Source organism: Rhizobium grahamii CCGE 502, assembly GCF_000298315.2.
GTDB lineage: Bacteria > Pseudomonadota > Alphaproteobacteria > Rhizobiales > Rhizobiaceae > Rhizobium > Rhizobium grahamii.
This window is the reverse complement of the sequence record NZ_AEYE02000005.1, coordinates 34889-60396: the sequence shown is the minus strand read 5'-3', so window position 1 is coordinate 60396 and position 25508 is coordinate 34889. Positions and strand designations below refer to the sequence as shown.

Genomic DNA, 25508 nt, shown 5'->3' with positions numbered 1-25508 from the left:
AAGGGGAGAGCGCCGAAAGGTCAAGCGAGAATGCTTGCCCGGGTCAAGCAGGAATGCTTACCGCTGGGCAAGCCGGATTGCTTCGCGGGGTCCTACCAGCCGCCACCGCCGCCACCGCCACCACCGCCACCAGAGAAGCCGCCCGAGGAACCGCCACCGGAAAAGCCGGAGGACGAACTGGACGGCGGTGCCGGAATGGTGGAGGCGATCGTCGAGGCCATCGATGAGGAGAAGCCGCCGATGCGATCGGAAAAGTTGCCGCTGCCGAAATTCCCGGAATACCAGGAGGGGGCGTATGCGGCCGCCGCACCCGCCGCTGCTGCGGCAAGCCATGTCTCGAAGGCGCGCGACCACGGCTTCTCGACGCCGAGCGCGACGGCATAGGGCAGCAGTTTCTCGAAATGCTGAGGCGACATCTGAGGCGCGCCCGCCATGTTCATGCGGTCCTTTTCGGCGAGCGTCATGTACTGGCGCAGACCGTCGATGCCATCCATCAGCTTGGCACCGAGCGGGGTCGGCGCTCCCATGATGAAGACGTAGAGCAGGTTCAGGAGAATGATGCCGCCGATCGCAAACAGCATCGGCGTCTCGTGGAGTTCGACCAGCGAGGAGAACAGCGCCAGTGCCAGTGACGACACGATGCTGAAGCCGATGAAGACGGCAAAGGCGATCGCGATCACGGACATGATCTTGGCGCCAAGCGATCTGCCCGGACGGAGTGACTTGGCGAAACCGGCAACGAAAACCGAGAGGAAGACGACAACGACGATCGGAATGATCATCAAGGCAATCGTATCGGGCTCCAGCGTTCCGAAGACGAAAAGGGCCACCAGTGATGCTGCGCTGAGCGCGATGCCGCCCGTCGTGTAGCCGGTATTCGCGTTGTAGTACTTGCCGCGGTGCTCGCGCTCGATGGCTGTGCGGAAGCTGTCGCCCACCGATTTCACCTTCGTTCCGTTAGCCTCATCGATCGTCAGCGAACCCTTGGCTCCCACTGCGTTGAGCAGGCTGGCTTCCCCCGCTTCCAGCTTCTCCTTGCCGACGGGCTTGTCGGTGCGGCGGATGACGATGGCGTTCTTGAGGTCCTCCAGCACCACAAAGCCGCGCACCGCGAGATTGAGGGCCGTTGCCGACAGCGCCGTCCAGCCCTGCCCAGAGAAGCCGCGGTTGTCGATATAATTCACCAGCGCCGGCGATATGCCGTCGGGCGGATCCCAGCGCGGGACCAGAACGCCGCGGGCGGGGTCACGGCCGACCTTCAGCCAGGAGCGCGTATAGTAGAGGAAGACGAGGATGAGCCCGCCGAAGCCAAGGAAGTAATCGCGGTTGTCGCTCAGCCACCAGCGCCGTTCATCGTCGGCGCTCGGCGGATTGATCGACCCCTTCGGCATCTTGACGGCGATCGTCAGTCCTTCGCCCGCATTGAGCGACCGCGTGGTCGAAAACAGCAGTCGCCCCCCGCCGCCGGAAACCTTCGCATTCCTGTCGGTCGCGCCCTGGGGGCCCGTGAAGAAAGCCGTGTCGGTCGCATTTACACCGTCAGGCAGATTTACCGCGGCCGTCGCCGTCAGGATTGGGAAGATCCAGCCATTGCCGGTTACATTCCAATAGAGTTCGTCATGATCGCCGAAGTAGCGGATCTGGCGGTTGGTGCGGTAGGTGAAGACGTAGTCGTGGCGGCCATAACTCACGGTGACGTCTTCCGAGCCGGCGTAGACGCGGATGCCACCGCTGATGGACTCGGTATGCCATGGCTCGTCGCGGCCATCGCGCTTCACCGAGATGACGTCGAAATCGACGCGGCGGAGACGGCCTTCGGCATCCTGATAGGTCAACGGAAAATCACGGAAGATGCCGCGCCGGATGCGATTGCCTTCGGCATTGACGGAGATCGTCTCCGTCACCGTCATCGCACCGCTCTTCTCAAGCGCGATGTCAGAGGTGAAGGCGTTGATCACCTCCGCGGCGATGGCGCCACGCCCCGCAAGCATCAGAAACAGAACGAAGCAAAGGCAGGAAAGCCGTTGGATCATCATACCCCTCGCCTGCGGCGCCCGGCCGCTTCAGATAAGCTCAGCCTTCGTCGGCATAGGTCACGCCAAGCCCTGATAGCGTCCGCCAATAGGCCGGGAAGGTTTTACCGACGCAGTCCGGATCGAGGATCGTGATGCCCGCGATCTTCAGGCCGGCGAGCGCAAAGCTCATCGCAATGCGGTGGTCGGCGAAGGTGTCGATGTTGGCAGGCAGGCGTTGTCCAACCAGCGATGGATCGGACTGGACAACCAGATCGTCGCCTTCCTCGGCGGCGAGCCCCTGGCGGATGTTGTTGAGCCCGGTCGAGACGGCGCGGATGCGATCGCATTCCTTGACGCGCAGATTGGCGATGCCGACGAAGCGGACCGGCGTCTCGTTGAAAGCCGCAAGAACGGCCAAGGTCGGAACAGCATCCTGCATCTGCGAACCGTCGATAACGGCTGGAAGATGCGGGAACTGGGCGATTAGATCATAGGCCTTCGCGTCCGGCTGCGTGAACGCGCCATTCGCGACACCGAGGTCGATCTTGCCCGATGTCAGCACTTCGGCCGCCCAGAGGTAGGTCGCGGCAGAGGCGTCGGGCTCGACCACGAAATCGGCTGCCGTGTAGCCGGTCGGCTCGACGCGCCAGGTCACCGCGCTCGTCTTCTCGACCTTGGCGCCAAAGGCGCGCATCGCCGCTGTGGTCAGATCGATGTAGCCGAGCGCGCCGATGTCCTCGCCTAGCAGTTCGATCGTCACCGCCTTGTCGCCACCAGCAGCCATCATCAGCAGCGCCGAGACATACTGGCTCGACAGGCCGCCATCGATCTGGATGCGGCTCGCCTCAAAACGGCCAGTGCCCTTGACGGTGACCGGCGGGCAGCCGGTTTCGGTCGACGCGTCGATGCCGAGCGAACGCAGTGCATCGACCAGCGGGCCGATCGGGCGCTTGCGCATGTGCTGGTCGCCGTCGACGACGACGGTGCCATCCACCAGGGCGGCAGCGGCCGTGAGGAAGCGCGTCGCCGTTCCGGCGTTGCCGAGGAAAAGCGGCACCTGCGGCGGCAGCAGCTTGCCGCTGCCCGTAACGACAAAGCTCGTATCATCCGGCTCCTCGATGATGACACCCATGGCGCGGAGAGCGTCGGCCATATAGCGCGTGTCATCGCTCTTCAAAGCGCCGGTCAGGCGGCTCGTGCCCTTGGCGAGGCCTGCCAGGAGCAGCGCGCGGTTGGTGATCGATTTCGAGCCGGGCGGGACGGCGCGACCTGTCAGCGGCTTGTCCGGCGGGATGATGGTGAGCTTGTCTTTACTCATTGCCTGTCTTTTCCGTCTTTGCGCGAGGGCCACATCAGGCCGCGATCATGCCCTGCTCATAGCAGTTTTTACGCAAAGGCAAATGGCGGATATCAGAACTTTACTGTCGGAACGGCACGATCCGCTTCGTTGGTGATCTCGAAATAGTCCCGCTTCTGGAAGCCGAACTGGCCAGCGATAAGGTTGGAGGGGAAGCTTTCGACCTTGACGTTCAGATCACGGGCGGCGCCATTGTAATAACGGCGCGCCATCTGGATTTCGCTTTCCATCGTCTCCAGCGAGGTCTGCAACTCGCGGAAGTTCTCGTTCGCCTTGAGGTCGGGATAGGCTTCGGCCAGCGCCAAGACGCGCCCGAGCGCCTGGCCGAGCAGACCTTCCGCCTGGGCGCGGCCGGCGACGTCGCCCGTCGGAACCGATTGCGCCTTATTGCGGAGGGCAACGACCTCTTCGAGCGTCGTCTTCTCGTGGGCGGCATAGCCCTTGACCGTCTCGATCAGGTTCGGGATCAGGTCGGCGCGGCGCTTCAGCTGCACATCGATGCCGGACCAGGCTTCCTCGGCCATCTGTCGCGCGCGAACAAGGCCGTTGTAGACAAAGACGGCATAGAGCGCGACCAGAACAATAAGGCCAAGAATTACATACATTCGCGAATCCCCCGCAACGACCGAAAGTATGTCGAGAGACTATGCGGGTTACCGCAGATTGTCATCCCGCATTCCGGCCCTCTTTCGGGGCAATCACTGGACGGGGGGTAGTGAAAAATCACGATACCGTCGCACCGGCCGAAACCTTATTTTCACTCTGCACGTTGAACTAGCGTGCATACGCAAACTGCGACAAGGATCATTCAGACCATGAGCGCGTTTATTTTCCTGCTCAACATACTGGCCATCGCAACGTACTTTTTCGTCCAGAGCAAGGCGCGTCCGGTGGAACGCCGCGTCGAGATCAGAAGCGACGAGCGGCGCTGACTGCCGCTCTTCAAGCGGCAGTTTTCGCCAGGTCCACCCCACCCGCATCCGTCTGCAGGAAGGCCTCACCGCAGGCCTTCGCCAGCGTCCGCACACGTAGGATGTAGCTCTGACGCTCGGTAACCGAGATGACGCCGCGCGCATCCAGCAGATTGAAAACGTGTGACGCCTTGATGCACTGATCATAAGCCGGGAAGACGCACTTGTGCAGCTTCTGATTATCGCTGTCGCCAGGAGCGCCGGCGGCGAGAAGCGCTTGGCATTCCTTTTCGGCATCGATGAAGTGGCGATGCAGCATTTCCGTGTTGGCGTATTCGAAATTGTGGCGTGAATACTCCTGTTCGGCCTGTAGGAAGACATCGCCGTAGCTGATCTTCTCGTCGCCTTCGCGGCCGTTGAAGTTCAGGTCGTAGACGTTGTCGACGCCCTGCACATACATCGCCAGACGCTCGAGGCCATAGGTCAACTCGCCCGCGACGGGCGAGCATTCGATACCGCAGACCTGCTGGAAATAAGTGAACTGCGACACTTCCATGCCATCGCACCAGCACTCCCAGCCAAGGCCCCAGGCGCCGAGCGTCGGGCTTTCCCAGTCGTCTTCGACAAAACGGATGTCGTGCAGCAGCGGATCGAGGCCGATGGCGGCGAGCGAGCCGAGATAGAGTTCCTGCAGGTTCGGCGGGTTTGGCTTCAGCAGGACCTGATACTGGTAATAGTGCTGCAGGCGGTTCGGGTTCTCGCCATAACGGCCGTCCGAGGGGCGGCGCGACGGCTGCACATAAGCAGCCTTCCATGGCTTTGGGCCGAGCGCACGAAGCGTCGTTGCCGGATGGAACGTGCCGGCGCCAACCTCCATGTCGTAAGGCTGCAGCACCGCACAACCCTTGTCCGCCCAATAGTTATGGAGCGTAAGGATCAGCGCCTGGAACGAGCGCTTCGGGTTCATGTGGTCGGGGATTGCTGCAGACATGAAACGGCTTCCGAATTCGTACAAAAGTGGGCGGACAGGTGCCACGCCGCGCCAGACGGGTCAAGGCTTTTGCGACCCTACTCGTCCTCGTCCTTCTTCAGATGGTATTCGCCCGTGACCGGATCCTTGACCAGCGTGCCGATGGCGCCGGTCTGGCGCTCCTTCTCTTCCCGACGGGATCGTGCTGCCAGCCGTTGGGCGTCGGCGACAAAGCGGCGATAGAGAAGCCAGGCGCCGACCAGCAGAACGACGATGATTATCAGTTGCGGCATGATGCCAGCCTTCGCTCCCTCAGAGCCCGTAGCGGCCCCACAATGCTTTCTCCTCGGCGGCGTCGACGAGTCCGGTTGCGAGACCCGCGCCTGCGCCTTCGAGGTTGGCTGACGATATACCCGGAATGCGCCTCCCGAAAAGACCGCGCGCTGGCATCACCAGTTCGAGCTTGGTTTTCGCCCCATAGCGACGCTTCAATTCCTGACGCATGTCGCCCAGTCCGTCGATAAGGCCGAGTTCGAGGCCGCGAGTGCCGGTCCAGAAAAGGCCAGAAAAGACCACATCGTCGTTCTTCAACTTGCCAGCACGCCGTTCGCGAACCATGGAGATGAAGACCTGGTGAATCTCCAGCTGAAGGGTCTTCAGGTATTCAATGTCCTTTTCCTTCTCCGGCTGGAACGGATCGAGGATCACCTTGTTTTCACCCGCCGTATAGACGCGGCGCTCTACGCCGATCTTCTTTAGCAGTTCCGGAAAGCCGAAGCCGCCGGAGACGACGCCGATCGAGCCGACGATGGAGGTGGGGTCCGCAATGATCTCGTCGCCGGCAAGAGCGATCATGTAGCCGCCGGATGCCGCAACATCCTCGACGAAGACAAGAACCTTCTTCTGCTTTTCACGCGCAAGGTCGCGGATGCGGCTGAAGACGAGGCGCGATTGAACCGGAGAGCCGCCGGGAGAATTTAGCGAGATGGCAACCGCCGGCGCATCCTTGAAGCTGAAGGCCTTTTCGAGCACCTGCGCGGCGGAGGCCAGATTGAGCGTCGGCCGGAATTGGCTTCCACCGCTCATGATCGGGCCGTGAAGCCGGACGACGGGGATTACCACGCCGTCCCTGCGGAAACGCTTCGGCAGCAACCTCTTCAAAAATCCGGCCATTTTCCATCCTTTGCGACAAGATCAGCGAACGTCTTCCATGTATGCAACGGAGCGACAAACGCAATGGCTGCCGTAGAAAACATCTGCGAACCACAATTCTTGTTGCGAATGACTTGCATTATCATTCCAATCAGACATACTGGTTGCATCGAAAATAGGCGGACACTCATGGACATCGTAAATCCGAACGCGAAGACCGGCTGGCGACACGAGCGCGAAGAGGCATCGCTTTCCGATGTTTACCGTTCGGTCCAGACGCACAAACAGGGCTCACGCTGGCGCCGCGTCGCTGCGTTCCTCGGTCCCGGCTACATGGTCGCCGTTGGCTATATGGATCCCGGCAACTGGGCGACTTCGCTCGCCGGTGGTTCGAAGTTCGGCTATGCGCTGTTGACCGTCGCGTTGCTGTCCAACCTGATGGCGATCGTCCTGCAATCGCTCTGTGCTCGGCTTGCGATCGCCTCCGGCCGTGACCTTGCCCAGGCCTGCCGTGACGCCTATCCGAAATACGTCTCGGTGCCGCTGTGGGCTTTCGCGGAAATCGCCATTATCGCAACCGATATTGCCGAAGTGATCGGCACGGCCATCGGCCTCAACCTACTGTTCGGCATCCCGCTTGAACTCGGCGTGCTTATCACCTCGCTCGACGTCTTCCTTATTCTCTATCTGCAGAAGATCGGCTTCCGCTGGGTGGAAGCCTTTGTGATCGCCCTGCTCGGCATCATCGCTGTATGCTTCGGCGTGCAGATCTTCCTGGCGGATCCGGAATGGGGTGCGGTGATCCGTGGCTTCTTCCCGACGACCGAGATCGTTTCCAATCCCGAGATGCTTTATCTCGCGCTCGGCATTCTCGGCGCCACCGTGATGCCGCACAATCTCTATCTGCATTCCGGCATCGTCCAGACGCGCGCATACGGCCATACGATACCGGAGAAGCGCGAGGCGCTGACCTATGCGACAATCGACTCGACCATCGCGCTGTGCTTTGCGCTTCTGATCAACGCGTCGATCCTGATCCTCGCAGCGGCTGCCTTCCATGCCAATGGCAAGACGGATGTCGTGGAATTGGGCGAAGCCTCGTCGCTGCTTGCGCCGTTGCTCGGCCTTGCAATCGCGCCGACCCTGTTCGGCATCGCGCTGCTCTGTTGCGGCCTGAATTCGACCGTAACCGCAACGCTTGCGGGCCAGATCGTCATGGAAGGCTTCCTGAAGATCAGGCTCCAGCCATGGGTCCGCCGCCTGATCACGCGTGCGATCGCCATCATTCCGGCCGCCTTCGTCACCATTTGGTACGGGGACAAGGGCACAGCGGAACTGCTGATCCTGACACAGGTGGTGCTCAGCCTCCAGCTTTCCTTCGCCGTCTTCCCGCTCGTGATGTTTACGGCGAGCAAGGCGAAGATGGGCGCGCTGGTCGCTCCCCGCTGGCTGAGCGCCATTGCCTACTTGATTGCGGTCCTGATTGCCGGCCTGAACGTCAAGTTGCTGTTCGATTTCGTGACCGGCTAGCGCCTGGCATAAGCCGCCCGGCCATTGTTGAGATCGTCGACGAAGGGGGAGAATTTATGCGTCCCCTCCTCGTGCATGATGAGTGGCGCGCGCAGCGAAAGCCGCGCGCGCGACCCTTTTATCGCCGTGACCAGGATGCGCACGGCGTTCTCGCCCTCGCGCGGATGGATCGCGGTGACTTCGATGCCACCGAAGCGGCGTCCGCAGGCATCGATGATCTCGGCAATCGATTCCGGCCGCGCGATGAGCGATAGCTGCCCGCCGGGGATCATGATCGCCCCGGCCGTCCGCACCCAGCTTTCGAAGAGACCTTCGGTCATCGCGTGAGCATCTGCCTTCAACGCATCGGGCGTCCGGCGATCGCCGGCGTCATTGAACGGCGGGTTCATGATGACGTGGTGGAAGCTCTCATCGACAAGACCGGCCTCATTGCGCGCCTTCGCTTTCAGGGTCACATCCGCCTCGACGACTGCGACACGGCCCGCGACGCGTGCATTTTCCCGCAGCAGGATGCTTCGACGCGCATAGTCAGCCATCTCGCCGGAGCGTTCGAAAAGCACGACTTCGGCTGCCGGCAGACGCGACGCCACGGCCAAGCCGGCAGCGCCGGCGCCGGCGCCGAGATCGGCAACCTTGATCGGGCGATCGTCGGCGACGAGCGCGGCAAGCAACATCGCGTCCATACCGGAACGGTGCCCCCTGCCCTTCGGCTGCAGCACATAGAAGAGCCCGCGATGGAAGGCATCTATGGTTTCGGCAATCTTCCCCGTCATCATAGACTCACTTGGGAGCGCGCAGTTCGCCACCTAGCCCGGCATCCACCAGAATGCGTCGCGCTCGATCGGCTTGTTCGTCATCGACAAGGAGTCGGCGCGGCAGCATACCGAGCGACCCTTCCAGAATGCTCATGCCCTGATCGGCGATGAAGCAGTGAATACCGGCATCCTTCAGCAGACTTTCCGCGAAGGAAAGCAGTACGGGATCGTTGGCGCGAATAAGTTCATGCATTTGCGGGAAAATCCCTTTCAAATTTGCGCGACGCGACAATTCACCCCTTGCCGCGCCAATCGCCCCTTTCTATTGTCGAACTCAATAATTTAACAGGAGTCCGGGTCGTTGGGCGTGGTCATACCGCTTGAAGAAAGCAAAAACAAACTGGCATCCGTCAAGCCGCTGGTCGATTTGACCAAAGCGGACATGGAGCGGGTCAACCAGCTTATCCTTTCCAAGGCCGGCTCCGACGTCCAGATGATTCCCGAGGTGGCCAACCATCTCATCTCGTCCGGCGGCAAGCGTCTGCGCCCGATGTTGACTTTGGCATCGGCCGCATTGTTCGGCTACAAGGGCGAGAACCACATCAAGCTCGCGACGTCCGTCGAGTTCATGCACACGGCGACGCTGCTGCATGACGACGTCGTCGATGAAAGCGATCTTCGTCGGGGCAAGTCCACGGCCCGCATGATCTGGGGCAACCAGGCAAGCGTGCTCGTCGGCGACTTCCTGCTCGGCCAGGCGTTCCGTATGATGGTCGATGTCGGCTCGCTCGATGCGCTGGACGTCCTCTCCGCGGCCGCTTGCGTGATCGCCGAAGGCGAAGTCCTGCAGCTCTCCGTCGCCAAGAACATGGAAACGACGGAAGACGACTACCTTGCCGTTATCCGGGCCAAGACGGCGGCATTGTTCGCTGCGGCTGCCGAAGTCGGCCCAATCGTCGCCGATGCCGGCAAATCCGGGCGTAACGCGCTGAAGTCCTACGGCATGAACCTCGGCCTTGCCTTCCAGCTCGTCGATGACGCGCTTGATTACGGCGGCAAGGCAGCCGATCTCGGCAAGAATGTCGGCGACGACTTCCGCGAAGGCAAGATCACGCTACCGGTTATCCTCGCCTATCGCCGCGGGACCGAGGAAGAACGCGCCTTCTGGCGACAAGCCATTGAAGGCGGCGAGAGCAGCGACCAGCATCTCGAAAAGGCGCTTGGCCTGATTACCAAGTATGGCACGCTGAACGATACCATTGCCCGCGCGGTTCATTACGGCACGATCGCACGCGATGCGCTCGCACCGCTTCCCGACACGGCATGGAAATCGGCTCTGATGGAAGTCATCGACTTCTGCATCGAGCGCGTCAACTAATCGACGGTCACTGATCGCGGACTGATTTTATTGCAGGACCGCTTCAAAAAAGCCATCCTGTTGTGAGTCAGTCAATTCAACTGATTTGCAGTCGGACGAGGCCGGCTGCCCGACAAGAGAGGTTTTCTAATGCGGCAAAAACTTGCCATCCGTCTTCTTTCGAGCGCAGCCATGGCAGCGGTCATCTCGCTGGCAGCGCTCGGCGGCGTGAATGCCGAAGAGACGGCCAAGAAGGACGATGCCGCCACAGTAATCTTCGATCCGGATAGCGTCACGAGCTTCTCCGGCGCATTTTTGGCTGCCCGGACTGCCGACGTTGATCACGATTACGAGACGGCGATCGAGTTGTACAAGAAGGCGCTGCAGATCGAGCCTGGCAATCCGGAAATCCGCCAGCGGCTGATGATCTCGCTGCTTCTGAACGGCGACATCAAGGACGGCGTGAAATACGCCAACGACCTCAAGGGCGACCCGACGGTCGAGCGCATCACGACGATCGTGCGCAGTATGGATGCCATTCGTCGCGGCGAATACAAGACGGCTGAATCGCTCCTGAAATATACCGGACCGAACGATCTCGACCGGATGATGAACGATCTGCTTGCCGCCTGGGCTCGCGTCGGCTCCGGCCGTGGCAAGGATGCCCTGTCGATGGTGCAGAAGATGAAGGGACCGGATTGGGTCGGTATCTTCAAGTCTTATAATGCCGGGGCAATCGCGATCGTGAACGGCGACGTCAAGGCCGCCCGTCAGAACCTCAACGATGCCGTGCTCGACAAGGACGGCGGCGCGACGGCGCCCGATACCTTCATGCGCGCCGTCATGGCACTCGCTCGGCTAGAGGCATCGCAGGGCAACAAGCAAAAGGCGCTCGACGCGATTTCCGTCGGCGACAACCTGCTGCCCAACTACGCGCCGCTCAATGCGTTGCGCCAAAGCATCGAAAAGGGCGAAAAGCAGGAGCAGCAGGTTCAGACGGCCAAGCAGGGAGCCGCCGGTGTCCTTTTCTCGATTGGCGGCGCGCTGAACCGCGATGGTGCCGAAGACATCGTTTCGCTCTATCTGCAGACCGCCAAGACGCTTGATCCGGACAGCGCTGACACGCTTGTGATGCTTGGCGGCATTGCCGAGAAGCAGGAGCAGATGGACCGCGCGATCGCGCTCTACAAGCAGGTGCCGGAAACGTCGCCGATGCGCCGTATCTCCGAGCTTCAGCTCGGCCTTGCCCTGGCTCAAGGCGGCAAGGTGGAGGAAGCACGCAAGCACCTACAGAGCCTGATTGCCTCCGATCCGAAGGACATTCGCAGCTATCTCGCTTACGGCAGCGTACTGTCGGATGCGAAGGATTATGCCGCGATGGCCGACAATTACGACAAGGCGGTCGAAGTCCTCGGTCCGTTGCCCGGAAGGGGTGCATGGACGGTCTTCTTCCAGCGCGGCATCGCCTATGAGCGCCTCAAGAAGTGGGACCAGGCCGAGCCGAATTTCCGCAAGGCTCTGGCGCTCAATCCAGACCAGCCGCAAGTGCTGAACTACCTCGGCTACTCCTGGATCGACATGAACCGGAACCTCGAAGAGGGACTGGCGATGATCAAGAAGGCCGTCGATCTGAGACCCGATGACGGCTACATTATCGACTCGCTCGGTTGGGCCTACTTCCGACTGAACCGCTTCGATGACGCGGTTAACGAGTTGGAGAAGGCCGCCCAGATCAAGGCTGGCGACGCCACCATCAACGACCATCTGGGCGATGCCTACTGGCGTGTCGGGCGCAAACTCGAAGCCGTCTACCAGTGGAACCGTGCGCTGAGTTCGGAGCCTGAAGCCGCCGAGATCCCGAAGATCAAGGAAAAGATCGCCAACGGGTTGCCGCAGGATACCGACAGCTCAAGGGCAGCCGACAAAAAGCAGCCGGACCCGGCGCCCGTCGAGCCGAAGCCCACGGACAAGAAGTCCTGATAGGCGATGCCAACGGCGAGTTTGCGCGATGACGTGACCGTCATCGAGGACGCTCTGGCAAAGATCAATCTGGCCCTGCATGTGACGGGCCAGAGATCCGATGGATACCATCTCCTTGATATGCTGGTGACCTTCACCCGGCATGGAGACCGGCTGCAGTTTACGCCGGAGGAGCACGACGAATTCGAGATTTCCGGGCGCTTCGCCGAAGCGCTTGGTGACAGCCGTGACGACAATCTTGTCCTCAAGGCCCGTGATCTTTTGCGCGACGCGATCGCTCGGGAGGGTGGCAGCACACCCTGCGTCCGTATTCAACTCCAGAAGAACCTTCCGATTGCGTCGGGAATCGGCGGCGGCTCGGCGGATGCCGCGGCGACACTTCGCGGTCTGATGAGGCTCTGGCACGCGTCACTCCCCCGTGCGACAGTTGAGGCAATCGCCGTTCGCCTTGGAGCCGACGTGCCGATGTGCCTGGCCAGCCAGCCGCTGGTCGCCCGAGGCATCGGCGAGCAAATCACCCTCGTCAACGACATGCCGGTCTTTGCGATGGTATTGGCAAATCCCTTGAAGGGGGTATCGACGCCCGAAGTTTTCCGTAGGCTGGCGACAAAGACCAATCCGCCGCTCGACATGACAGCTCGCCCTAGCTGGGTGGAGACGATAGGCGCGATGCGCAACGACCTTGAGCCCGTCGCGCGTGAGATACTGCCTGAGATCGCCGAGATCTCGGCGATGCTCAGGGCGCAGGGAGCCTCACTCGTTCGAATGTCAGGCTCCGGCGCCACCTGCTACGGCATTTTTGCGTCGCTTGCCGCGGCTCAAGGCGCGGCTGCGGTGCTTCACAGCGAACGGCCGGGCTGGTATTTCGAAGCAACGGAAACGATTGCTGGAGGTCGTGATGCCAGGACTGGATGAAACGCGCCCGTTCTTTCCCGTCGGCATCGCGGTGCTGACGGTCTCGGATACACGGACGCTGGCAGATGATCGCTCCGGCGATACGCTGGCCGCCAGAATCAAGGAGGCAGGCCACCGGCTGATCGATCGTGCGATCGTTCCCGATGATCAGCTGGCAATCGCCTCGCGCGTCAAGGCCTGGACGGAGCGAGACGACATCGACGTCGTGATCACGACGGGAGGAACAGGTTTTACCGGCCGCGACGTTACGCCGGAGGCTCTGGAGCCGCTTTTCGAGAAGAGGATGGACGGCTTCTCGGCGGTCTTCCACCGCATCTCCTACGACAAGATCGGCACGTCGACCATTCAGTCCAGAGCCACGGCGGGCGTTGCCAACGCAACCTTCATCTTCGTCCTGCCGGGCTCGCCCGGCGCCTGCAAGGATGCCTGGGACGGCATCCTGAAATCCCAGCTCGACTATCGCCACATGCCCTGCAACTTCGTGGAGATCATGCCGCGCCTCGACGAGCATCTGAAGCGCGGCGCCGGCAACTGAGGGACCCCTCCGGCCCTACAATCTGCCGTTCTATGTCCCGATGCCCGGGAGGTTAGGCATCGTTTCCCAACTGTCGCCCGATAGCAGAAGGCAGCTTATGCCTCTGGTATCGGTAATGAGCAGCGTCCACGTGCCGCTCTGAGCAGCGTAGACCTCGAGCATGGCGTTCTGATTGACCAAGCCGACTGCCGTCAGCCTTTCGCCGAAGTTCTTGTCGAGAAAATTGACGACCTCGGATCGGGCTGCGCAACTGCGCATCATCTGCGATGCTGCCGAATGCGGATGCGCGATCATCAATGTCGCCAATATGACCGCCGATACAAGGCCGTGGATCATATTGCGTTTCATGACGCACCTCCTTTTGCCGGAAAACCGGCAGAAGAGGAAACCGCTGACCTGTTCTGCCGTCTGCCGGCATCCATGGTCGACCGTCACGAAGCGCGGCGCTCGGGCGGCGCCATGACCGAATTATAGCGCGAAATCGTATCGGGCGCCATTATTGCGGAGATGGAGATAACCGCTATCGGGCGGCGCGCGCGACCCAGGACGGAATCAGTTCACTGGAAAGCTTGCGCAGCTTCTGCCCTTTGGCGAATTCGGAAAGAGGCATTCCGCTTCTTGCGGTCGCCACCGCCTGCTTCTTGGGGAGAAGAAGTCCAAGTTCCAGCGGCGAAGAGGCCCGTCCGATGCGCTGCAGGAAGGGGCGTCGATATCCGCGCGAGGCGGTGAACCGCGCCGGCAGTTTGTTCAAAGCCATGTACTCGGCGAGCTCGTCGATCCAGCCCGCCTGCGGCCGTGCTCCCGGCTCGACAAAAAGCAGCCAATCGCCCCGCGCCGAGCGCACGACATCCTTGATATCCCACTGCGAATGAAAGCGGCAGCCGGCGGCGTCGGCAACCCTCGACGTCCCATCCCGCGAGTCGTGGTCCAGCACCACAACATCGCTGACGAGCCCCTCCACCGCGCCTGCAACCAACACCGATAATGTCTGCGCCAGCTCAGGTTCCTGATCCTGGCATTCCAGTACAACAGTCAACATTGCCTATTCATAGAGCGCCGCACAAAATTTTGCCAGCGGCACTTTCCTCATTTTGTTCTTGCATTGTTCTCATTTTGCCGATAGGAATTTAATCATCAAAACGGACGGAAGCAAAGCTTTCGCCAGCGGAGAATCCGATGAACGAGCAGTCCCTTGCAGGGCAGGCCGCATTCGCGCCTGCCAATACGGCAGATATTGCCGATGCGATGATCGTATCTGCCGGCTTTCGGATCGATGTCGACCGTCGCCGCGGACGTGCGGCGGGATTGAATCCAAGCGGACGTTTCGAACCTATGCGCCGGGAGGCCATCGATGATGGCTGGCAGAATCTTGAAGACCTGCCGCCGTTCAAGACCGAGGTTCAGATCGAGAAGCCTCGGACGGCAATCACCCGCAACGAGTCACCGGACATTCCTTTCGACCGCTCGATCAATCCCTATCGCGGCTGCGAGCACGGCTGCATCTACTGCTTCGCGCGGCCAACGCACGCCTATATGGGGCTTTCCGCCGGTCTCGACTTTGAAGCCAAGCTCTTTGCGAAGCCGGATGCAGCCAAGCTGCTGGAACGTGAACTGGCAAAGCCCGGCTATAAGCCGCGCGTGATCGCGATCGGCACCAACACCGATCCCTACCAGCCGATCGAGAAGGAATGGCGCATCATGCGGCAGATCCTCGAGGTGCTTGAGAAGGCGAACCATCCGGTGTCGATCGTCACCAAGTCGGCGATGATCATGCGCGACCTCGACATTCTCTCGGCGATGGCGGAGAGGAATCTCGTCCGTGTGTCACTGTCGGTCACCACGCTCGACCGAAAGCTGGCGCGGACGATGGAGCCCCGCGCCTCGACGCCGACGCGTCGGCTGGAAGCCATCCGTGCGCTCTCAGAGGCAGGCATCCAGACATCGGTGATGGCTGCCCCGATGATTCCGGCGCTCAACGACCATGAGCTCGAGCGCATCCTGGACTCGGCGCATGCGGCAGGTGCTACCGAGGCGGGCTATGTCATCCTGCGTCTGCCTCTCGAAGTGTCGCCGCTATTTCGCGACTGGCTGCTGCAGAATTATCCAGACCGCTACCGGCATGTCATGTCGCTCGTCCGCTCGATGCGCGGCGGCAAGGATTACGACGCGGAGTTCGGCAAACGAATGAAGGGCGCTGGGCCTTACGCCTGGCAGATTGCGCGCCGTTTCGAAATGGCGACGAAACGGCTCGGCATGACCCGCCGCAGCATGCCGTTGCGGGACGATCTCTTCGTTCCGCCCGATGGGAGCGGCGTGCAGCTTTCGCTGCTTTGATTTTTCAAGCTTCGCGGATGGTCACCCTGCCCTTCCGCGCTCAAGTCCCCGGCCCGCCGCCCTGATCCGGGGACTTGCAGGAAATCGGGTTGGCGTGCGAGGGTCAGCCGCATGAAACGTCGCACGCCACCCGATTCTCCTATGCTTTTCGAAGACGTCCCCCTCGTGCCGGATTTTCGGCTCGAGCTGAAGGCCCGCAAGGCCGGTCACTGGCCGGTCGCCGGCGCGGATGAAGCTGGACGCGGTCCTCTTGCTGGCCCCGTGGTCGCAGCCGCCGTCATTCTCGACCCCAAGCGCATTCCCGATGGTTTGAACGATTCGAAGCAGCTTTCAGCACAGAAGCGCGAGGAGCTCTTTGCGCAGATCCTCGCGACTGCAACGGTGTCGATCGCCTCCTCGAGCTCGACGCGCATCGACGAGACGGATATCCGCAAGGCGAGCCTGGACGCCATGCGGCGCGCCATCTGCGGCTTGTCGATCCCTGCGAGCTACGTGCTGACCGACGGCCTCGATGTGCCGCCTGGTCTTCTCTGCCCCGGCCAGGCTGTCGTCAAGGGAGACGCGCGCTCCGTCTCGATCGCAGCGGCCTCCATCGTCGCCAAGGTGACGCGCGACCGCATGATGGCGCGCGCCGACAGTACTTTTCCCACTTATGGCTTTGCTGCTCATATGGGCTATGGCACAGCGCAGCACCGAGCCGGCATCGAAAAGCACGGTCCGTGCTCCCTGCACCGCATGACCTTCAGTCCGCTGAAGAAAGTACAGGGCGTCGAAATTGATATTGATATTGGAATCGACTGATCCTGCGTCGTGACGACAGCCAAGCTTCATAACTAAAAAAGCCCCGCAAAGCGGGGCTTTTCAGCAAGTCTAATGCTCGCCTTAGTTCAGGCGGCTCTTGACGTTACCGATGGCGTCGGTGAAGAGCTCGGACTGAACCTTCGTGTCTGCCTTCTTCGCCAGGACGTTCTCGGCAGCGGCGATTGCCAGATCGACGGCAGCGGAACGAACCGCCTTCATCGCGTCGGCTTCGGCCTGCTTGATCTTCTGCTCGGAAACCGCAGTACGGTTCGCGACGAATTCTTCCGTCTTCTTCTTGGCTTCAGCGGTCAGCATTTCGGCTTCGCGCTCGGCAGCAGCAACGATGTGGGCAGCTTCGGCTTCGGCTTCCTTGCGCTTGCGCTGATACTCGGCCAGCAGATGCTGGGCCTCTTCACGCAGACGCTTGGCTTCCGACAGCTCATTGCGAATCTGATCGGCACGGTCGTCCAGCGACTTTGCCATCATGCCCGGAACCTTCAGGTAGACAACCAGCGCCAGGAACAGGACGAGGCCGACGAATGCGAAGAATGTTGCGTCGAGTGCAAATTCCATCGATCAAGCCCCCTTCTTGATGTCTGCAACCGCAGCGGCAACATCTGCCTTCGCGGAGGTGCCGATCAGCTGTTCTACGACGGCGGTTGCGGTTTCTTCAGCGATCGCACCGACGTCCGCGAATGCCTTCGCCTTGATGTCGGCGATGCGGCCTTCGGCAGCCTTCAGCTTTTCAGCCAGGCTTGCTTCGACGGTCTTGCGGTCGGCTTCCGCCTTCAGCTTGGCGGCGTCGCGGGCTGCAGTACCGATCGAATTTGATTTGGCGCGGGCCGCGGCCAGCTCGGCTTCGTAAGCGGCAACGTCGGCGTCGGCCTCCGCCTTCAGACGGCTTGCCTCGTCGAGATCCTGCGAGATGCGGCTGTGGCGCTGCTCGAGAATATTGCCGATGCGCGGTGCGATGACCTTTTGCATGAGCACGAAGAAGACAACAAACGTAATCGCCAGCCAAAGCAGCTGTGATGCGTAAGTCGAAGAATCGAAAGGCGGGAATACGCCGCCACCATGATGCTCGGCTGGTACGCCGGTCTCGGTGTGAACATCGCCTGCAGCCGGGGCGGCATGCGTGTCTGCACCAGTTTCTGCGGTTCCCGCCGGGGCCTCTTCGGCGTAAGCCGGGGTCACAAAAAACATGCTCACCTCCAGGTGTACTGCAAATGCAAAGGATCACGGCATGCGGGCTGCAGGCCGTGATCCTTCAATGCGCCTGTATTAAACGGCGAAGAGCAGGAGGAGAGCGACGAGCAGCGAGAAGATGCCCAGAGCTTCCGTAACGGCGAAGCCGAAAACCAGACGGCCGAACTGGCTGTCAGCGGCAGACGGGTTGCGCAGCGCGCCGGACAGGTAGCTGCCGAAGATGTTGCCGAGGCCGAGAGCCGTACCGGCCATACCGAGGCAAGCCAGACCTGCGCCGATGTACTTTGCTGCGATGGGATCCATATTTTCACTCCTTTGAAATGGTTGTTACGGCGAATTGACTGACGCCCATGGACGTCAACATCGGTATCCTTAGTGGCCGCCCGGATGGATCGCGTCATTGAGGTACATGCAAGTCAGCACCGCAAAGACGTAAGCCTGGAGGAAGGCAACGAGGAACTCGAGACCGGTCAGGGCGACCGTCATGATGAGGGGAAGGATGGCACCACCGACGCCGAGCGCACCAAGCGCTCCAAGCGAGGCGACGAAGCCTGCAAACACCTTCAGGGTGATGTGGCCAGCCAGCATATTGGCGAAAAGACGAACGGAGAGCGAAATCGGACGCGACAGGAAGGAGATGATTTCGATCGACACGACCAACGGCAGCAGAATACCCGGAACGCCCTGCGGAACGAAGATATTCAGGAAGTGGAAGCCGTGCTTATAGAAACCGTAGACCAAAACCGTGCCGATAACGAGCAACGCCAGCGCGAAGGTCACGATGATCTGGCTGGTGATGGTGAAGAAGTACGGGAACATGCCGAGCAGGTTTGCGGTCAGCACGAACATGAAGAGCGAGAAAACCAACGGGAAGAACTTCATCCCCTTGGACCCGGCGCCTTCCTTCAGCATGTTGGCGATGAACTCGTAGGACATCTCCGCGACCGACTGCGAGCGGCCCGGCACGATCGCCCGATTCGACGTCGAGAAGTACAGGAAGCCAGCGGCAACGGCAGCAGACGCCACCATGAAGAGCGATGCATTCGTAAACGAGAAATCAATTCCACCGACTTCGATCGGCACAATCTTCTGGATCAGGAACTGATGGGTCGGATCGTTAGACACCGCTTGTTCTCTCTATCTTTAGCCCGCGCGAGACGGGATTATTGCACTGGATCGAACGCCGGAGCGCCCTGCCCTATTTTCCACCATTCTGGCGCTCGGCAGGATCTGGCTTTGCAACCTTCCCCGCAGCACGCAGAACGTTCAATACGCCGGCACAGAATCCAAGAAGAAGAAGAACAATCATCCCCCAAGGCGCCGTGCCAACAAAACGGTCGAGGACATAGCCAAGAACGGCACCGACAATGATGGCGGAGATGAATTCGCTCGAAAGCTTCATCGCCTGGGCATAGCCTTTACGGCTCGCCTCGGCGCTGGCTTCGATAGCCTCTTCCTTCCCCGCTTCAACACGCTTGGTTGCTAGTTCCGCCCCCAATTGCGCCCGGCGCTTGTCAAGACCTTCCTCGCGGTCGTCCGTCATGGTGCTCTCCTCCGCCAGCCGCTGTCCGCGATCCCGCTACCCCGGTTTTCCGGACAACGACCCCAAGGTTTGAGAACCTTTCGGCCCGTTCTGAAGTCGCGCGCAACATAGTTTTAGCAAAAAGCATAGTCAAGGCGTAGGCAGTCGATGTCCAGCCATAAAATAGACGAGAAAAAACATACGCTTAGGCCGATCTCGGCGAGGTTAGCCAAAATCGACCGAAAGAATCCGCTTTCGCGTGCGGCGATGAGACGCAAAATCGCGTCAGGATCGGCTTTTTCCTCAGCTCCAGCCGCCGCCGTAGGTGCGGTAGAAGACGTGCAGGCCGATGCGGCCAACCTTTTCCATCGTCTTCGCCCATTTGGGGCGGACGTAGACAGCATGATAATGCGTTGCCGAGCCGACCTGCGGGAACCAGATCTTGCCGGCGGTAACCGCCATGGCGACTTCGCGGGCGATTCTCCAATGATACTGCGAGTTCACACGATCCTTGATATTGTCGCAGGCAAAAGAGAATTGGCAGCGATTGCGCCAATCCTCGTTCTGGTAGACGACACCACAGATGGTCTTCGGGTAGGCGGGATTGCGAACGCGATTGAGAATGACCTGGGCGACAGCGGCTTGTCCCTTTACCGTTTCGCCACGCGCTTCGAAATAGATGCCGGATGCAAGACACTGCTGCTCGGCTGCCGAGAATACAGAAGGCGGCAGAATGCTCGCTGCCCAGGCGTGGTCGCGGGGGCCGATCTGCGGCACGAAGCGGCCATCGTCGGCCTTGTCGGTAAGAATCGAATCGAACGGCGACTGGCGGGCGTAATCCGGAGCGGCCGGCGCATATGCCGTCGCCAGCACGTCGGCCTTGGTGTTGGTCACGAGACCGGCCAACATCGGTGAAACGCCGCGATCCAGCCTCGGCGGCTCCTTCTTGTAGAAATTCGTGGCGATCTGAATTTCCTTGCCCTTGATCTTAGGCTTCACGAAGGCCGACCGATCCTTCAGGTCCAAGCTCGGCTGAAAGAGCAGGCGTGTTCTCTGGAGAATAGAGCCGGCGGAAAAATCCTTTGGCGGCTGCATCTTCTCGACGGCGACGACACGGCCCTTCTTGAGTGGGCGATTGACGCGGTCTTCGTCCGGCGAGGCCTCATGCCCCTTCTCCTTCGCCATGAAGGCGACCTTGCGGCCGTCGGGCAGAACCATGCCTGCCCCGGCCGCGATCGTGCCGGTCACAACAGGATCGGCAAATGTCAGTTCCGCCTGATGGATCGAGCCGGCCGGCGAATTGGTCAGCACCATCCGCCAGTTTTCCCGACCCTGGTCGAGGCCGGCAAGCAAGGCAGCGAGGTCCGCGTGAGACGCCACAGTCGGCGACATCAGCCATCCGCAGACGCCGAAGAGCGCGGGGGAACTCCAGTTTTGAAGCAAGAGGCGCAGCTTGCCACGGGAACGGCTATTTCGACGCAACGCGAAGACTCCGGCATGAGACGCATGAACATGCCGTTGAAAATGTCTCATTAACCTTGATGCTTGGTTAATGCGCACGCCGCGCGACGGCGAAAGCATTAGCAACAGGCAAAATAAAAGCCCGGTCGATGCCGGGCTCCTACTGAAATGATTTTGCTCGCTCAGATAATGACGTGCGAGCCGAGCTCCACGACGCGGTTTGCGGGCAGACGGAAGTAGTCCGACGGATTTGCGGCGGCGTTGGCAAGCGCGATGTAGAGGCGGTCCTGCCAATAGGGCATACCGGACTTGGCATCGGGAACCAGCTTGCGGCGACCGAGATAGAAAGAGGTCGACATGATGTCGAACTTCAGCCCGGTCTTCCGCAGCGTCGCAAGCGCCTGCGAGACATTCTGCGATTCCATGAAGCCGAACAGCAACTCGACGCGCGAGAAGCGCTCGGAGATCTGCTCGACCTTATAGCGATCGGCGCTCGAAACGCGAGGCTTGTTGATCGTACGGATGGTCAGGATGACGTTCTTGTCGTGCAGAACATGATTGTGCTTCAGATTGTGCAACAGCGCGGCGGGCGCCGATTCCGGATCGCTGGTGAGGAAGATCGCGGTGCCGGGCACCTGCGCCGGGGAATGGTCGCTCTTGCGCTCGATCGAACTGACGAAAGACGCAAGCGGGATGTCGGTATGGCGGGTCTTCTCGAGGAGGAGCGCCGAGCCGCGGCGCCACGTCCACATGATGATCGTAAACACGGCCGCAATCAGCACCGGAATGTAGCCGCCATCGTGAATCTTCAGCAGGTTGGCGCCCAGGAAGATCATTTCCAGGCAAAGCAGCGGCGCAAGCGCCGCCGTGGCAACCAAGATCGACCAATTCCAGCGGACGCGAACAAACTCGAAGGCCATGATTGAGGTGACGACCATCGCGCCGGTCACCGAGATGCCGTAGGCGATCGCCAGTGCATCCGACGTCTTGAAGCTGATGACGAGGAAGATGACGCCAAAGAAGAGCACCGCATTGACAGACGGGACAAAAATCTGCCCCGTATTCGTCTCGGAGGTAAAGAGAACCTCCATCCGCGGCAGGAAGCCGAGGTTGATGCCCTGGCGGACGAGCGAGAAAGCACCCGTGATGACGGCCTGGCTGGCGATGATCGTGGCGGCAGTCGCAAGGATGACGACCGGCAGCAACGCCCACTGCGGGTACATCAAGTAGAAAGGATCCGACATGGCTGCGGGATTGCCAAGAACGAGAGCGCCCTGCCCCAGGTAGTTCAGCGTCAACGCCGGGAAGACCAACGCGAACCAGGCCCACTGGATCGGCCGACGGCCAAAATGGCCAAGATCAGCATAGAGCGCTTCCGCACCCGTCACGGTCAGGAACACAGCGCCCAGCACGACGACACCATAGAATCCTTCGTGCAGCAGAAAGCTGACCGCATAGTAGGGATTGAAGGCGGCGAGGATGCCGAAGTCATCGGAGATATGCGAAATGCCTGCGGCGGCCATCACGATGAACCAGAGCGCGGTGATAGGTCCGAAGAAACGGGCCATGGCGCCGGTCCCCCGCGACTGGACTGCAAACAGCAACGCCAGGATGAAAACGGAAATCGGCACGATGTAACTGGTCAGACTTGGCGCTACGAGCTTCAGGCCTTCGACGGCCGACAAGACCGAGAGCGCCGGCGTGATCATCGCATCGCCAAGGAACAGCGCCGCCCCAACAAGGCCGAGCAGCATCAGCATCGCGGTATGCCCGTTTGCGGTCTTCATCAACAACGCCAACAGCGAAAGCGTACCGCCCTCGCCTTCGTTATCGGCGCGCAACAGGAAGAGTACGTACTTGATGGTGACGATAATGGTCAGGGCCCAGATCATCAGCGAGATGAGGCTGATGACCTCGAAGCGGGTGAGGCCGTCGATCGCGACGGGCTTCAACGCTTCGCGGAATGCGTAGAGCGGGCTGGTACCGATATCGCCATAGACGACGCCAACGGAGCCGAGCGCAAGGTAGAACAGCTTGCGCGGCTTCATTTTACGTTCGTGTGAATGGCTGCCTTCGTGCATAAAATGAAAACAGGCTCTTCAGAGCCAGCCTTTCCATCGAAAAAAGAAGAAGGGAATGATGGCGGACAACACCATCAGCCCAATCGAATACGGATATCCGTGGGCGAAGTGCAGTTCCGGCATGAATTCGAAATTCATACCGTAGATGGAGGCGACCAGGGTCGGCGGCAAGAACACCACGGACGCGATCGAAAAAATCTTGATGATCGAGTTCTGCTCGATGTTGATCAGGCCAAGCGAGGCGTCGAGCAGGAAGGTAATATTGCCGGCGATGAAGGACGCATGCTCGTTGAGCGACTGAATATCGCGCGAGACCGTCCGGCAGAGTTCCTTGGTGTCACGATCCTGCTGGACCGCCGGGACATTATAGAAAAACGTCATTAGCCGCGACAGCGACGCGAGGCTATCGCGGATCTTGCTGACGAGGCGATGATGGCCGGCAATATCCCTAAGCTTCTCTTCGAGATAGTTCGACGGCTTGCGAACCTTCCTCGCACGGTCGCCAAACACATGCGTCGACAGAATGTCGATACGGGCAACCGAAAGCTCCAGGATTTCCGCGGTGCGATCGATGACGGTTTCAAAGAGCTTAGCCAGCAGTGCCGCACCGCTCCGCCACTGCTGCGGCACGCGATGAAGCGCGGCGATGAACAGTGAAAAGGACTTCGGCTGTGCGTAGCGGATCGTGACCATTCGTTTGCCAGCCAGGATGAAGGCGACGTCGGTCAGGGTCGGCGCGTCCGTTTCTACCTTCCAGACGAGAGACGCCGTCATGAACACGGCATCGTTTTCGACGTAGAGACGGGCCGACGGTTCGATATCCTTGAGGTCATCGCGCGTCGGGACTTCGATGCCCAGCACCCTTTCGACGAACATCTCCTCGTCATGCGATGGCTCGACCAGGTCGATCCACATGACGTCGTCGCGCAAGGAAGCTTGCGACAAATCGCGGATTTCAACCGGCTTGCAATCGGAACAGTAGGCCGCGATCACCGGTCGGACCTCCGGTAATCCGGGCGTGTTGCGCACATCGCTGTCTTCATCGAACGCCCTTCCACGGCGCGCTGTCTGCGAGAGCGCGCGGGATGCAAGTTCCAGATTGCAACGAAAGCGATTGAAGAAAGTTCATATGACTCCCGGCACATCCGGCGATCGCCGAGATATGCAACGTGCTCAACCGCATCGCAGTCACCAATCCTTCGACCAAGATAACTCCGAATATGCAGGCGGCCAGTCCCACCGGCCATCATCGAGCATTCGCAACACGCCGCCCTCATGGCGACGGCGCGCCATATGACGGAAAGCTGCGAAAGAATCAAGACATCTTACGTTCACTGCGCCGTTTCACCACATTTCCTCCGCAATTGGGAGTCTAGCGGCGGCGAAGCATTCACTCGAAAACAATGGCCGGCGCGGTCTTTTGCGGCTGCACGTCGAGCTGCTGCCAGACCTTGGCGGCGATCTCGCGATAGATGCCGGCGACGATGCCGTTGGGCTCCGTTGCAACCAGCGGCGTTCCGGCGTCGGAGGTCTCGCGAATGTTCATCGTCAACGGCACTTCGCCGAGGAAAGGCACGCCGATGCGTTCAGCTTCCTTGCGAGCGCCGCCATGACCAAAGATATCGTAACGAGTGCCCGTGTCGGGGGCGATGAAATAGCTCATGTTCTCGACGATGCCGAGCACGGGAACCTCGACCTTCTTGAACATGTTCAATCCCTTGCGGGCATCGACGAGCGCGAGATCCTGAGGTGTCGAAACGATGACGGCGCCAGCGAGCGGTACCTGCTGCGCCATCGTCAGCTGCGCATCGCCTGTGCCCGGCGGCATATCCACGACAAGGACATCCAGTTCGCCCCAGGCAACCTCACGCAGCATCTGCATCAGCGCCGATTGCACCATGGGGCCACGCCAAATCATCGCCGTCTCCTCATCGACGAGGAAGCCCATCGACATCACCTTCAGCCCGTAATTTTCCATCGGGTTGATGATGCGGCCATCGATCTGGGTGGGGCGGCCAGAGATCTTGAGCAGGCGCGGCATCGAGGGGCCGTAAATATCGGCGTCGAGAATGCCGACCCGCAAGCCATTGGCCTGCAGGCCGAGCGCAAGGTTGACGGCGGTCGTGGATTTTCCCACCCCGCCCTTGCCGGAGGCAACGGCGATGATAGAGCCAATACCGGGAACGCCGAGCTTGCCGGCGCGGGGCTGCTGTTGCGGCGCGTGGGCATGGCCGTGATGCTCATGCCCAGCCTGAGGCTGCGGGCGCGAGACCGGCGCCGAACCCGCACCAGCTTTCTTGTCCGCCGTCAGCGCAACCAAGGCTCCCTTGACACCCGGCATTTCCTTGATGACCCGTTCGGCGGCGAGACGAAGAGGCTCCAGCTCCTTGGCGTTCTCCGCAGGGACCGTAATGGAGAAATAGACCTTGCCGTCGGAAATGAAGACATCAGAGACCATGCCGAGCTCGACGATATCGTGTTCGAGATCGGGTCCGCGGACCGTCTTCAGCGTTTCGAGAACCTGTTCCTTGGTGACGCCGGTCATTCCATCCTCACTGCCTATGTTGGCATTCTAGATAGAGGAGCGCCGCGTCTTCGCCAAACAAAATCGGCGGTCGAGGCAGCA

The 25508-nt window shown here is 60.6% G+C and carries 26 protein-coding genes; 7 read left to right on the top strand and 19 right to left on the bottom strand.

The window, feature by feature from the left end; genetic code table 11:
* Positions 1–92 precede the first annotated feature (92 nt).
* The 6 genes from RGCCGE502_RS04360 to RGCCGE502_RS04335 form a co-directional block, all read right to left on the bottom strand.
* The gene (locus tag RGCCGE502_RS04360; protein WP_040673981.1) at positions 93–2033 is read right to left on the bottom strand and encodes a DUF2207 domain-containing protein; all 1941 of its coding nucleotides are present in this window, start codon (positions 2031–2033) and stop codon (positions 93–95) included.
* A 40-nt stretch (positions 2034–2073) separates the two neighbouring features.
* A complete protein-coding gene (aroA, locus tag RGCCGE502_RS04355; protein ID WP_016552952.1) occupies positions 2074–3333 on the bottom strand; it encodes a 3-phosphoshikimate 1-carboxyvinyltransferase in 1260 nt (419 codons plus the stop codon).
* 92 nt (positions 3334–3425) lie between these two features.
* Complete coding sequence (locus tag RGCCGE502_RS04350) at positions 3426–3977, bottom strand: LemA family protein (RefSeq protein ID WP_016552951.1); 552 nt, start codon at positions 3975–3977, stop codon at positions 3426–3428.
* Between the two features lie 337 nt (positions 3978–4314).
* A complete protein-coding gene (locus RGCCGE502_RS04345; protein ID WP_019279679.1) occupies positions 4315–5274 on the bottom strand; it encodes a glycine--tRNA ligase subunit alpha in 960 nt (319 codons plus the stop codon).
* A 77-nt stretch (positions 5275–5351) separates the two neighbouring features.
* The gene (locus tag RGCCGE502_RS04340) at positions 5352–5546 is read right to left on the bottom strand and encodes a hypothetical protein (protein ID WP_016552949.1); all 195 of its coding nucleotides are present in this window, start codon (positions 5544–5546) and stop codon (positions 5352–5354) included.
* 19 nt (positions 5547–5565) lie between these two features.
* On the bottom strand, positions 5566–6426 hold the full coding sequence (locus RGCCGE502_RS04335; RefSeq protein ID WP_016552948.1) for a S49 family peptidase: 861 nt from the start codon (positions 6424–6426) through the stop codon (positions 5566–5568).
* Positions 6427–6594: 168 nt separating this feature from the next.
* Between RGCCGE502_RS04335 and RGCCGE502_RS04330 the strand changes: the two genes are divergently transcribed.
* A complete protein-coding gene (locus RGCCGE502_RS04330) occupies positions 6595–7935 on the top strand; it encodes an Nramp family divalent metal transporter (RefSeq protein WP_016552947.1) in 1341 nt (446 codons plus the stop codon).
* On the opposite strand, the gene RGCCGE502_RS04325 is transcribed toward RGCCGE502_RS04330, so the two are convergent.
* Complete coding sequence (locus RGCCGE502_RS04325; protein WP_016552946.1) at positions 7932–8708, bottom strand: tRNA1(Val) (adenine(37)-N6)-methyltransferase; 777 nt, start codon at positions 8706–8708, stop codon at positions 7932–7934. The genes RGCCGE502_RS04330 and RGCCGE502_RS04325 overlap by 4 nt on opposite strands.
* A 7-nt stretch (positions 8709–8715) precedes the next feature.
* Entirely contained in the window at positions 8716–8943 is a 228-nt protein-coding gene (locus RGCCGE502_RS04320) for a putative signal transducing protein (protein WP_016552945.1), read from the bottom strand.
* A 108-nt stretch (positions 8944–9051) separates the two neighbouring features.
* Here RGCCGE502_RS04320 and RGCCGE502_RS04315 point away from each other — a divergent pair, with 108 nt between their 5' ends.
* From RGCCGE502_RS04315 to moaB, 4 genes are all read left to right on the top strand, one after another.
* Positions 9052–10068 (top strand): polyprenyl synthetase family protein, encoded by a 1017-nt coding sequence (locus RGCCGE502_RS04315; protein ID WP_016552944.1) that lies wholly within the window; start codon positions 9052–9054, stop codon positions 10066–10068.
* A 129-nt stretch (positions 10069–10197) separates the two neighbouring features.
* Entirely contained in the window at positions 10198–12027 is a 1830-nt protein-coding gene (locus tag RGCCGE502_RS04310; RefSeq protein WP_016552943.1) for a tetratricopeptide repeat protein, read from the top strand.
* A 6-nt stretch (positions 12028–12033) separates the two neighbouring features.
* Positions 12034–12942: a 4-(cytidine 5'-diphospho)-2-C-methyl-D-erythritol kinase gene (locus RGCCGE502_RS04305; RefSeq protein WP_016552942.1), complete on the top strand. Its 909-nt coding sequence runs from the start codon at positions 12034–12036 to the stop codon at positions 12940–12942.
* On the top strand, positions 12926–13477 hold the full coding sequence (gene moaB / locus RGCCGE502_RS04300) for a molybdenum cofactor biosynthesis protein B (RefSeq protein ID WP_016552941.1): 552 nt from the start codon (positions 12926–12928) through the stop codon (positions 13475–13477). Before RGCCGE502_RS04305 ends, moaB begins: the two co-directional genes overlap by 17 nt.
* A gap of 30 nt (positions 13478–13507) precedes the next feature.
* On the opposite strand, the gene RGCCGE502_RS04295 is transcribed toward moaB, so the two are convergent.
* Both RGCCGE502_RS04295 and RGCCGE502_RS04290 read right to left on the bottom strand, forming a co-directional pair.
* The gene (locus RGCCGE502_RS04295; RefSeq protein WP_016552940.1) at positions 13508–13825 is read right to left on the bottom strand and encodes a hypothetical protein; all 318 of its coding nucleotides are present in this window, start codon (positions 13823–13825) and stop codon (positions 13508–13510) included.
* A 172-nt stretch (positions 13826–13997) separates the two neighbouring features.
* Positions 13998–14516 carry a glycosyltransferase family 2 protein gene (locus RGCCGE502_RS04290; protein WP_016552939.1) on the bottom strand — a complete coding sequence of 173 codons (519 nt, stop codon included), beginning with the start codon at positions 14514–14516 and terminating at the stop codon, positions 13998–14000.
* 137 nt (positions 14517–14653) lie between these two features.
* On the opposite strand from RGCCGE502_RS04290, the gene RGCCGE502_RS04285 reads away from it, so the two are divergent.
* Together RGCCGE502_RS04285 and rnhB are read left to right on the top strand one after the other, a co-directional pair.
* Entirely contained in the window at positions 14654–15811 is a 1158-nt protein-coding gene (locus RGCCGE502_RS04285) for a PA0069 family radical SAM protein (protein WP_016552938.1), read from the top strand.
* A 111-nt stretch (positions 15812–15922) separates the two neighbouring features.
* A complete protein-coding gene (gene rnhB / locus RGCCGE502_RS04280) occupies positions 15923–16612 on the top strand; it encodes a ribonuclease HII (RefSeq protein WP_040673964.1) in 690 nt (229 codons plus the stop codon).
* Positions 16613–16693: 81 nt separating this feature from the next.
* On the opposite strand, the gene RGCCGE502_RS04275 is transcribed toward rnhB, so the two are convergent.
* The 9 genes from RGCCGE502_RS04275 to apbC all read right to left on the bottom strand — a co-directional run bounded on the left by RGCCGE502_RS04275 (position 16694) and on the right by apbC (position 25427).
* A complete protein-coding gene (locus tag RGCCGE502_RS04275) occupies positions 16694–17185 on the bottom strand; it encodes a F0F1 ATP synthase subunit B (RefSeq protein WP_016552936.1) in 492 nt (163 codons plus the stop codon).
* Between the two features lie 3 nt (positions 17186–17188).
* Entirely contained in the window at positions 17189–17815 is a 627-nt protein-coding gene (locus RGCCGE502_RS04270) for a F0F1 ATP synthase subunit B (protein ID WP_016552935.1), read from the bottom strand.
* A gap of 78 nt (positions 17816–17893) precedes the next feature.
* On the bottom strand, positions 17894–18121 hold the full coding sequence (locus RGCCGE502_RS04265) for a F0F1 ATP synthase subunit C (protein WP_016552934.1): 228 nt from the start codon (positions 18119–18121) through the stop codon (positions 17894–17896).
* Between the two features lie 69 nt (positions 18122–18190).
* Positions 18191–18943 carry a F0F1 ATP synthase subunit A gene (locus RGCCGE502_RS04260; protein ID WP_016552933.1) on the bottom strand — a complete coding sequence of 251 codons (753 nt, stop codon included), beginning with the start codon at positions 18941–18943 and terminating at the stop codon, positions 18191–18193.
* Between the two features lie 73 nt (positions 18944–19016).
* Positions 19017–19361 (bottom strand): AtpZ/AtpI family protein, encoded by a 345-nt coding sequence (locus RGCCGE502_RS04255; protein WP_016552932.1) that lies wholly within the window; start codon positions 19359–19361, stop codon positions 19017–19019.
* 282 nt (positions 19362–19643) lie between these two features.
* On the bottom strand, positions 19644–20822 hold the full coding sequence (locus RGCCGE502_RS04250) for a cell wall hydrolase (RefSeq protein ID WP_016552931.1): 1179 nt from the start codon (positions 20820–20822) through the stop codon (positions 19644–19646).
* A 161-nt stretch (positions 20823–20983) separates the two neighbouring features.
* Positions 20984–22882 (bottom strand): potassium transporter Kup, encoded by a 1899-nt coding sequence (locus RGCCGE502_RS04245; protein ID WP_016552930.1) that lies wholly within the window; start codon positions 22880–22882, stop codon positions 20984–20986.
* 18 nt (positions 22883–22900) lie between these two features.
* Positions 22901–23875, bottom strand: a complete 975-nt coding sequence (locus RGCCGE502_RS04240) for a magnesium transporter CorA family protein (protein WP_016552929.1) — start codon at positions 23873–23875, stop codon at positions 22901–22903.
* Between the two features lie 397 nt (positions 23876–24272).
* Positions 24273–25427 carry an iron-sulfur cluster carrier protein ApbC gene (apbC, locus tag RGCCGE502_RS04235; RefSeq protein WP_016552928.1) on the bottom strand — a complete coding sequence of 385 codons (1155 nt, stop codon included), beginning with the start codon at positions 25425–25427 and terminating at the stop codon, positions 24273–24275.
* Positions 25428–25508: the final 81 nt, after the last annotated feature.

Coding starts and splice junctions, on each gene's coding strand:
- RGCCGE502_RS04275 (WP_016552936.1), bottom strand. CDS start 17,185: ATGGAATTTGCACTCGACGCAACATTCTTCGCATTCGTCGGCCTCGTC.
- rnhB (WP_040673964.1), top strand. CDS start 15,923: ATGAAACGTCGCACGCCACCCGATTCTCCTATGCTTTTCGAAGACGTC.
- RGCCGE502_RS04265 (WP_016552934.1), bottom strand. CDS start 18,121: ATGGATCCCATCGCAGCAAAGTACATCGGCGCAGGTCTGGCTTGCCTC.
- RGCCGE502_RS04350 (WP_016552951.1), bottom strand. CDS start 3,977: ATGTATGTAATTCTTGGCCTTATTGTTCTGGTCGCGCTCTATGCCGTC.
- RGCCGE502_RS04340 (WP_016552949.1), bottom strand. CDS start 5,546: ATGCCGCAACTGATAATCATCGTCGTTCTGCTGGTCGGCGCCTGGCTT.
- RGCCGE502_RS04285 (WP_016552938.1), top strand. CDS start 14,654: ATGAACGAGCAGTCCCTTGCAGGGCAGGCCGCATTCGCGCCTGCCAAT.
- RGCCGE502_RS04335 (WP_016552948.1), bottom strand. CDS start 6,426: ATGGCCGGATTTTTGAAGAGGTTGCTGCCGAAGCGTTTCCGCAGGGAC.
- RGCCGE502_RS04245 (WP_016552930.1), bottom strand. CDS start 22,882: ATGCACGAAGGCAGCCATTCACACGAACGTAAAATGAAGCCGCGCAAG.
- RGCCGE502_RS04330 (WP_016552947.1), top strand. CDS start 6,595: ATGGACATCGTAAATCCGAACGCGAAGACCGGCTGGCGACACGAGCGC.
- RGCCGE502_RS04255 (WP_016552932.1), bottom strand. CDS start 19,361: ATGACGGACGACCGCGAGGAAGGTCTTGACAAGCGCCGGGCGCAATTG.
- RGCCGE502_RS04270 (WP_016552935.1), bottom strand. CDS start 17,815: ATGTTTTTTGTGACCCCGGCTTACGCCGAAGAGGCCCCGGCGGGAACC.
- RGCCGE502_RS04310 (WP_016552943.1), top strand. CDS start 10,198: ATGCGGCAAAAACTTGCCATCCGTCTTCTTTCGAGCGCAGCCATGGCA.
- RGCCGE502_RS04320 (WP_016552945.1), bottom strand. CDS start 8,943: ATGCATGAACTTATTCGCGCCAACGATCCCGTACTGCTTTCCTTCGCG.
- aroA (WP_016552952.1), bottom strand. CDS start 3,333: ATGAGTAAAGACAAGCTCACCATCATCCCGCCGGACAAGCCGCTGACA.
- RGCCGE502_RS04325 (WP_016552946.1), bottom strand. CDS start 8,708: ATGACGGGGAAGATTGCCGAAACCATAGATGCCTTCCATCGCGGGCTC.
- RGCCGE502_RS04290 (WP_016552939.1), bottom strand. CDS start 14,516: ATGTTGACTGTTGTACTGGAATGCCAGGATCAGGAACCTGAGCTGGCG.
- RGCCGE502_RS04360 (WP_040673981.1), bottom strand. CDS start 2,033: ATGATCCAACGGCTTTCCTGCCTTTGCTTCGTTCTGTTTCTGATGCTT.
- apbC (WP_016552928.1), bottom strand. CDS start 25,427: ATGACCGGCGTCACCAAGGAACAGGTTCTCGAAACGCTGAAGACGGTC.
- RGCCGE502_RS04305 (WP_016552942.1), top strand. CDS start 12,034: ATGCCAACGGCGAGTTTGCGCGATGACGTGACCGTCATCGAGGACGCT.
- RGCCGE502_RS04295 (WP_016552940.1), bottom strand. CDS start 13,825: ATGAAACGCAATATGATCCACGGCCTTGTATCGGCGGTCATATTGGCG.
- moaB (WP_016552941.1), top strand. CDS start 12,926: ATGCCAGGACTGGATGAAACGCGCCCGTTCTTTCCCGTCGGCATCGCG.
- RGCCGE502_RS04345 (WP_019279679.1), bottom strand. CDS start 5,274: ATGTCTGCAGCAATCCCCGACCACATGAACCCGAAGCGCTCGTTCCAG.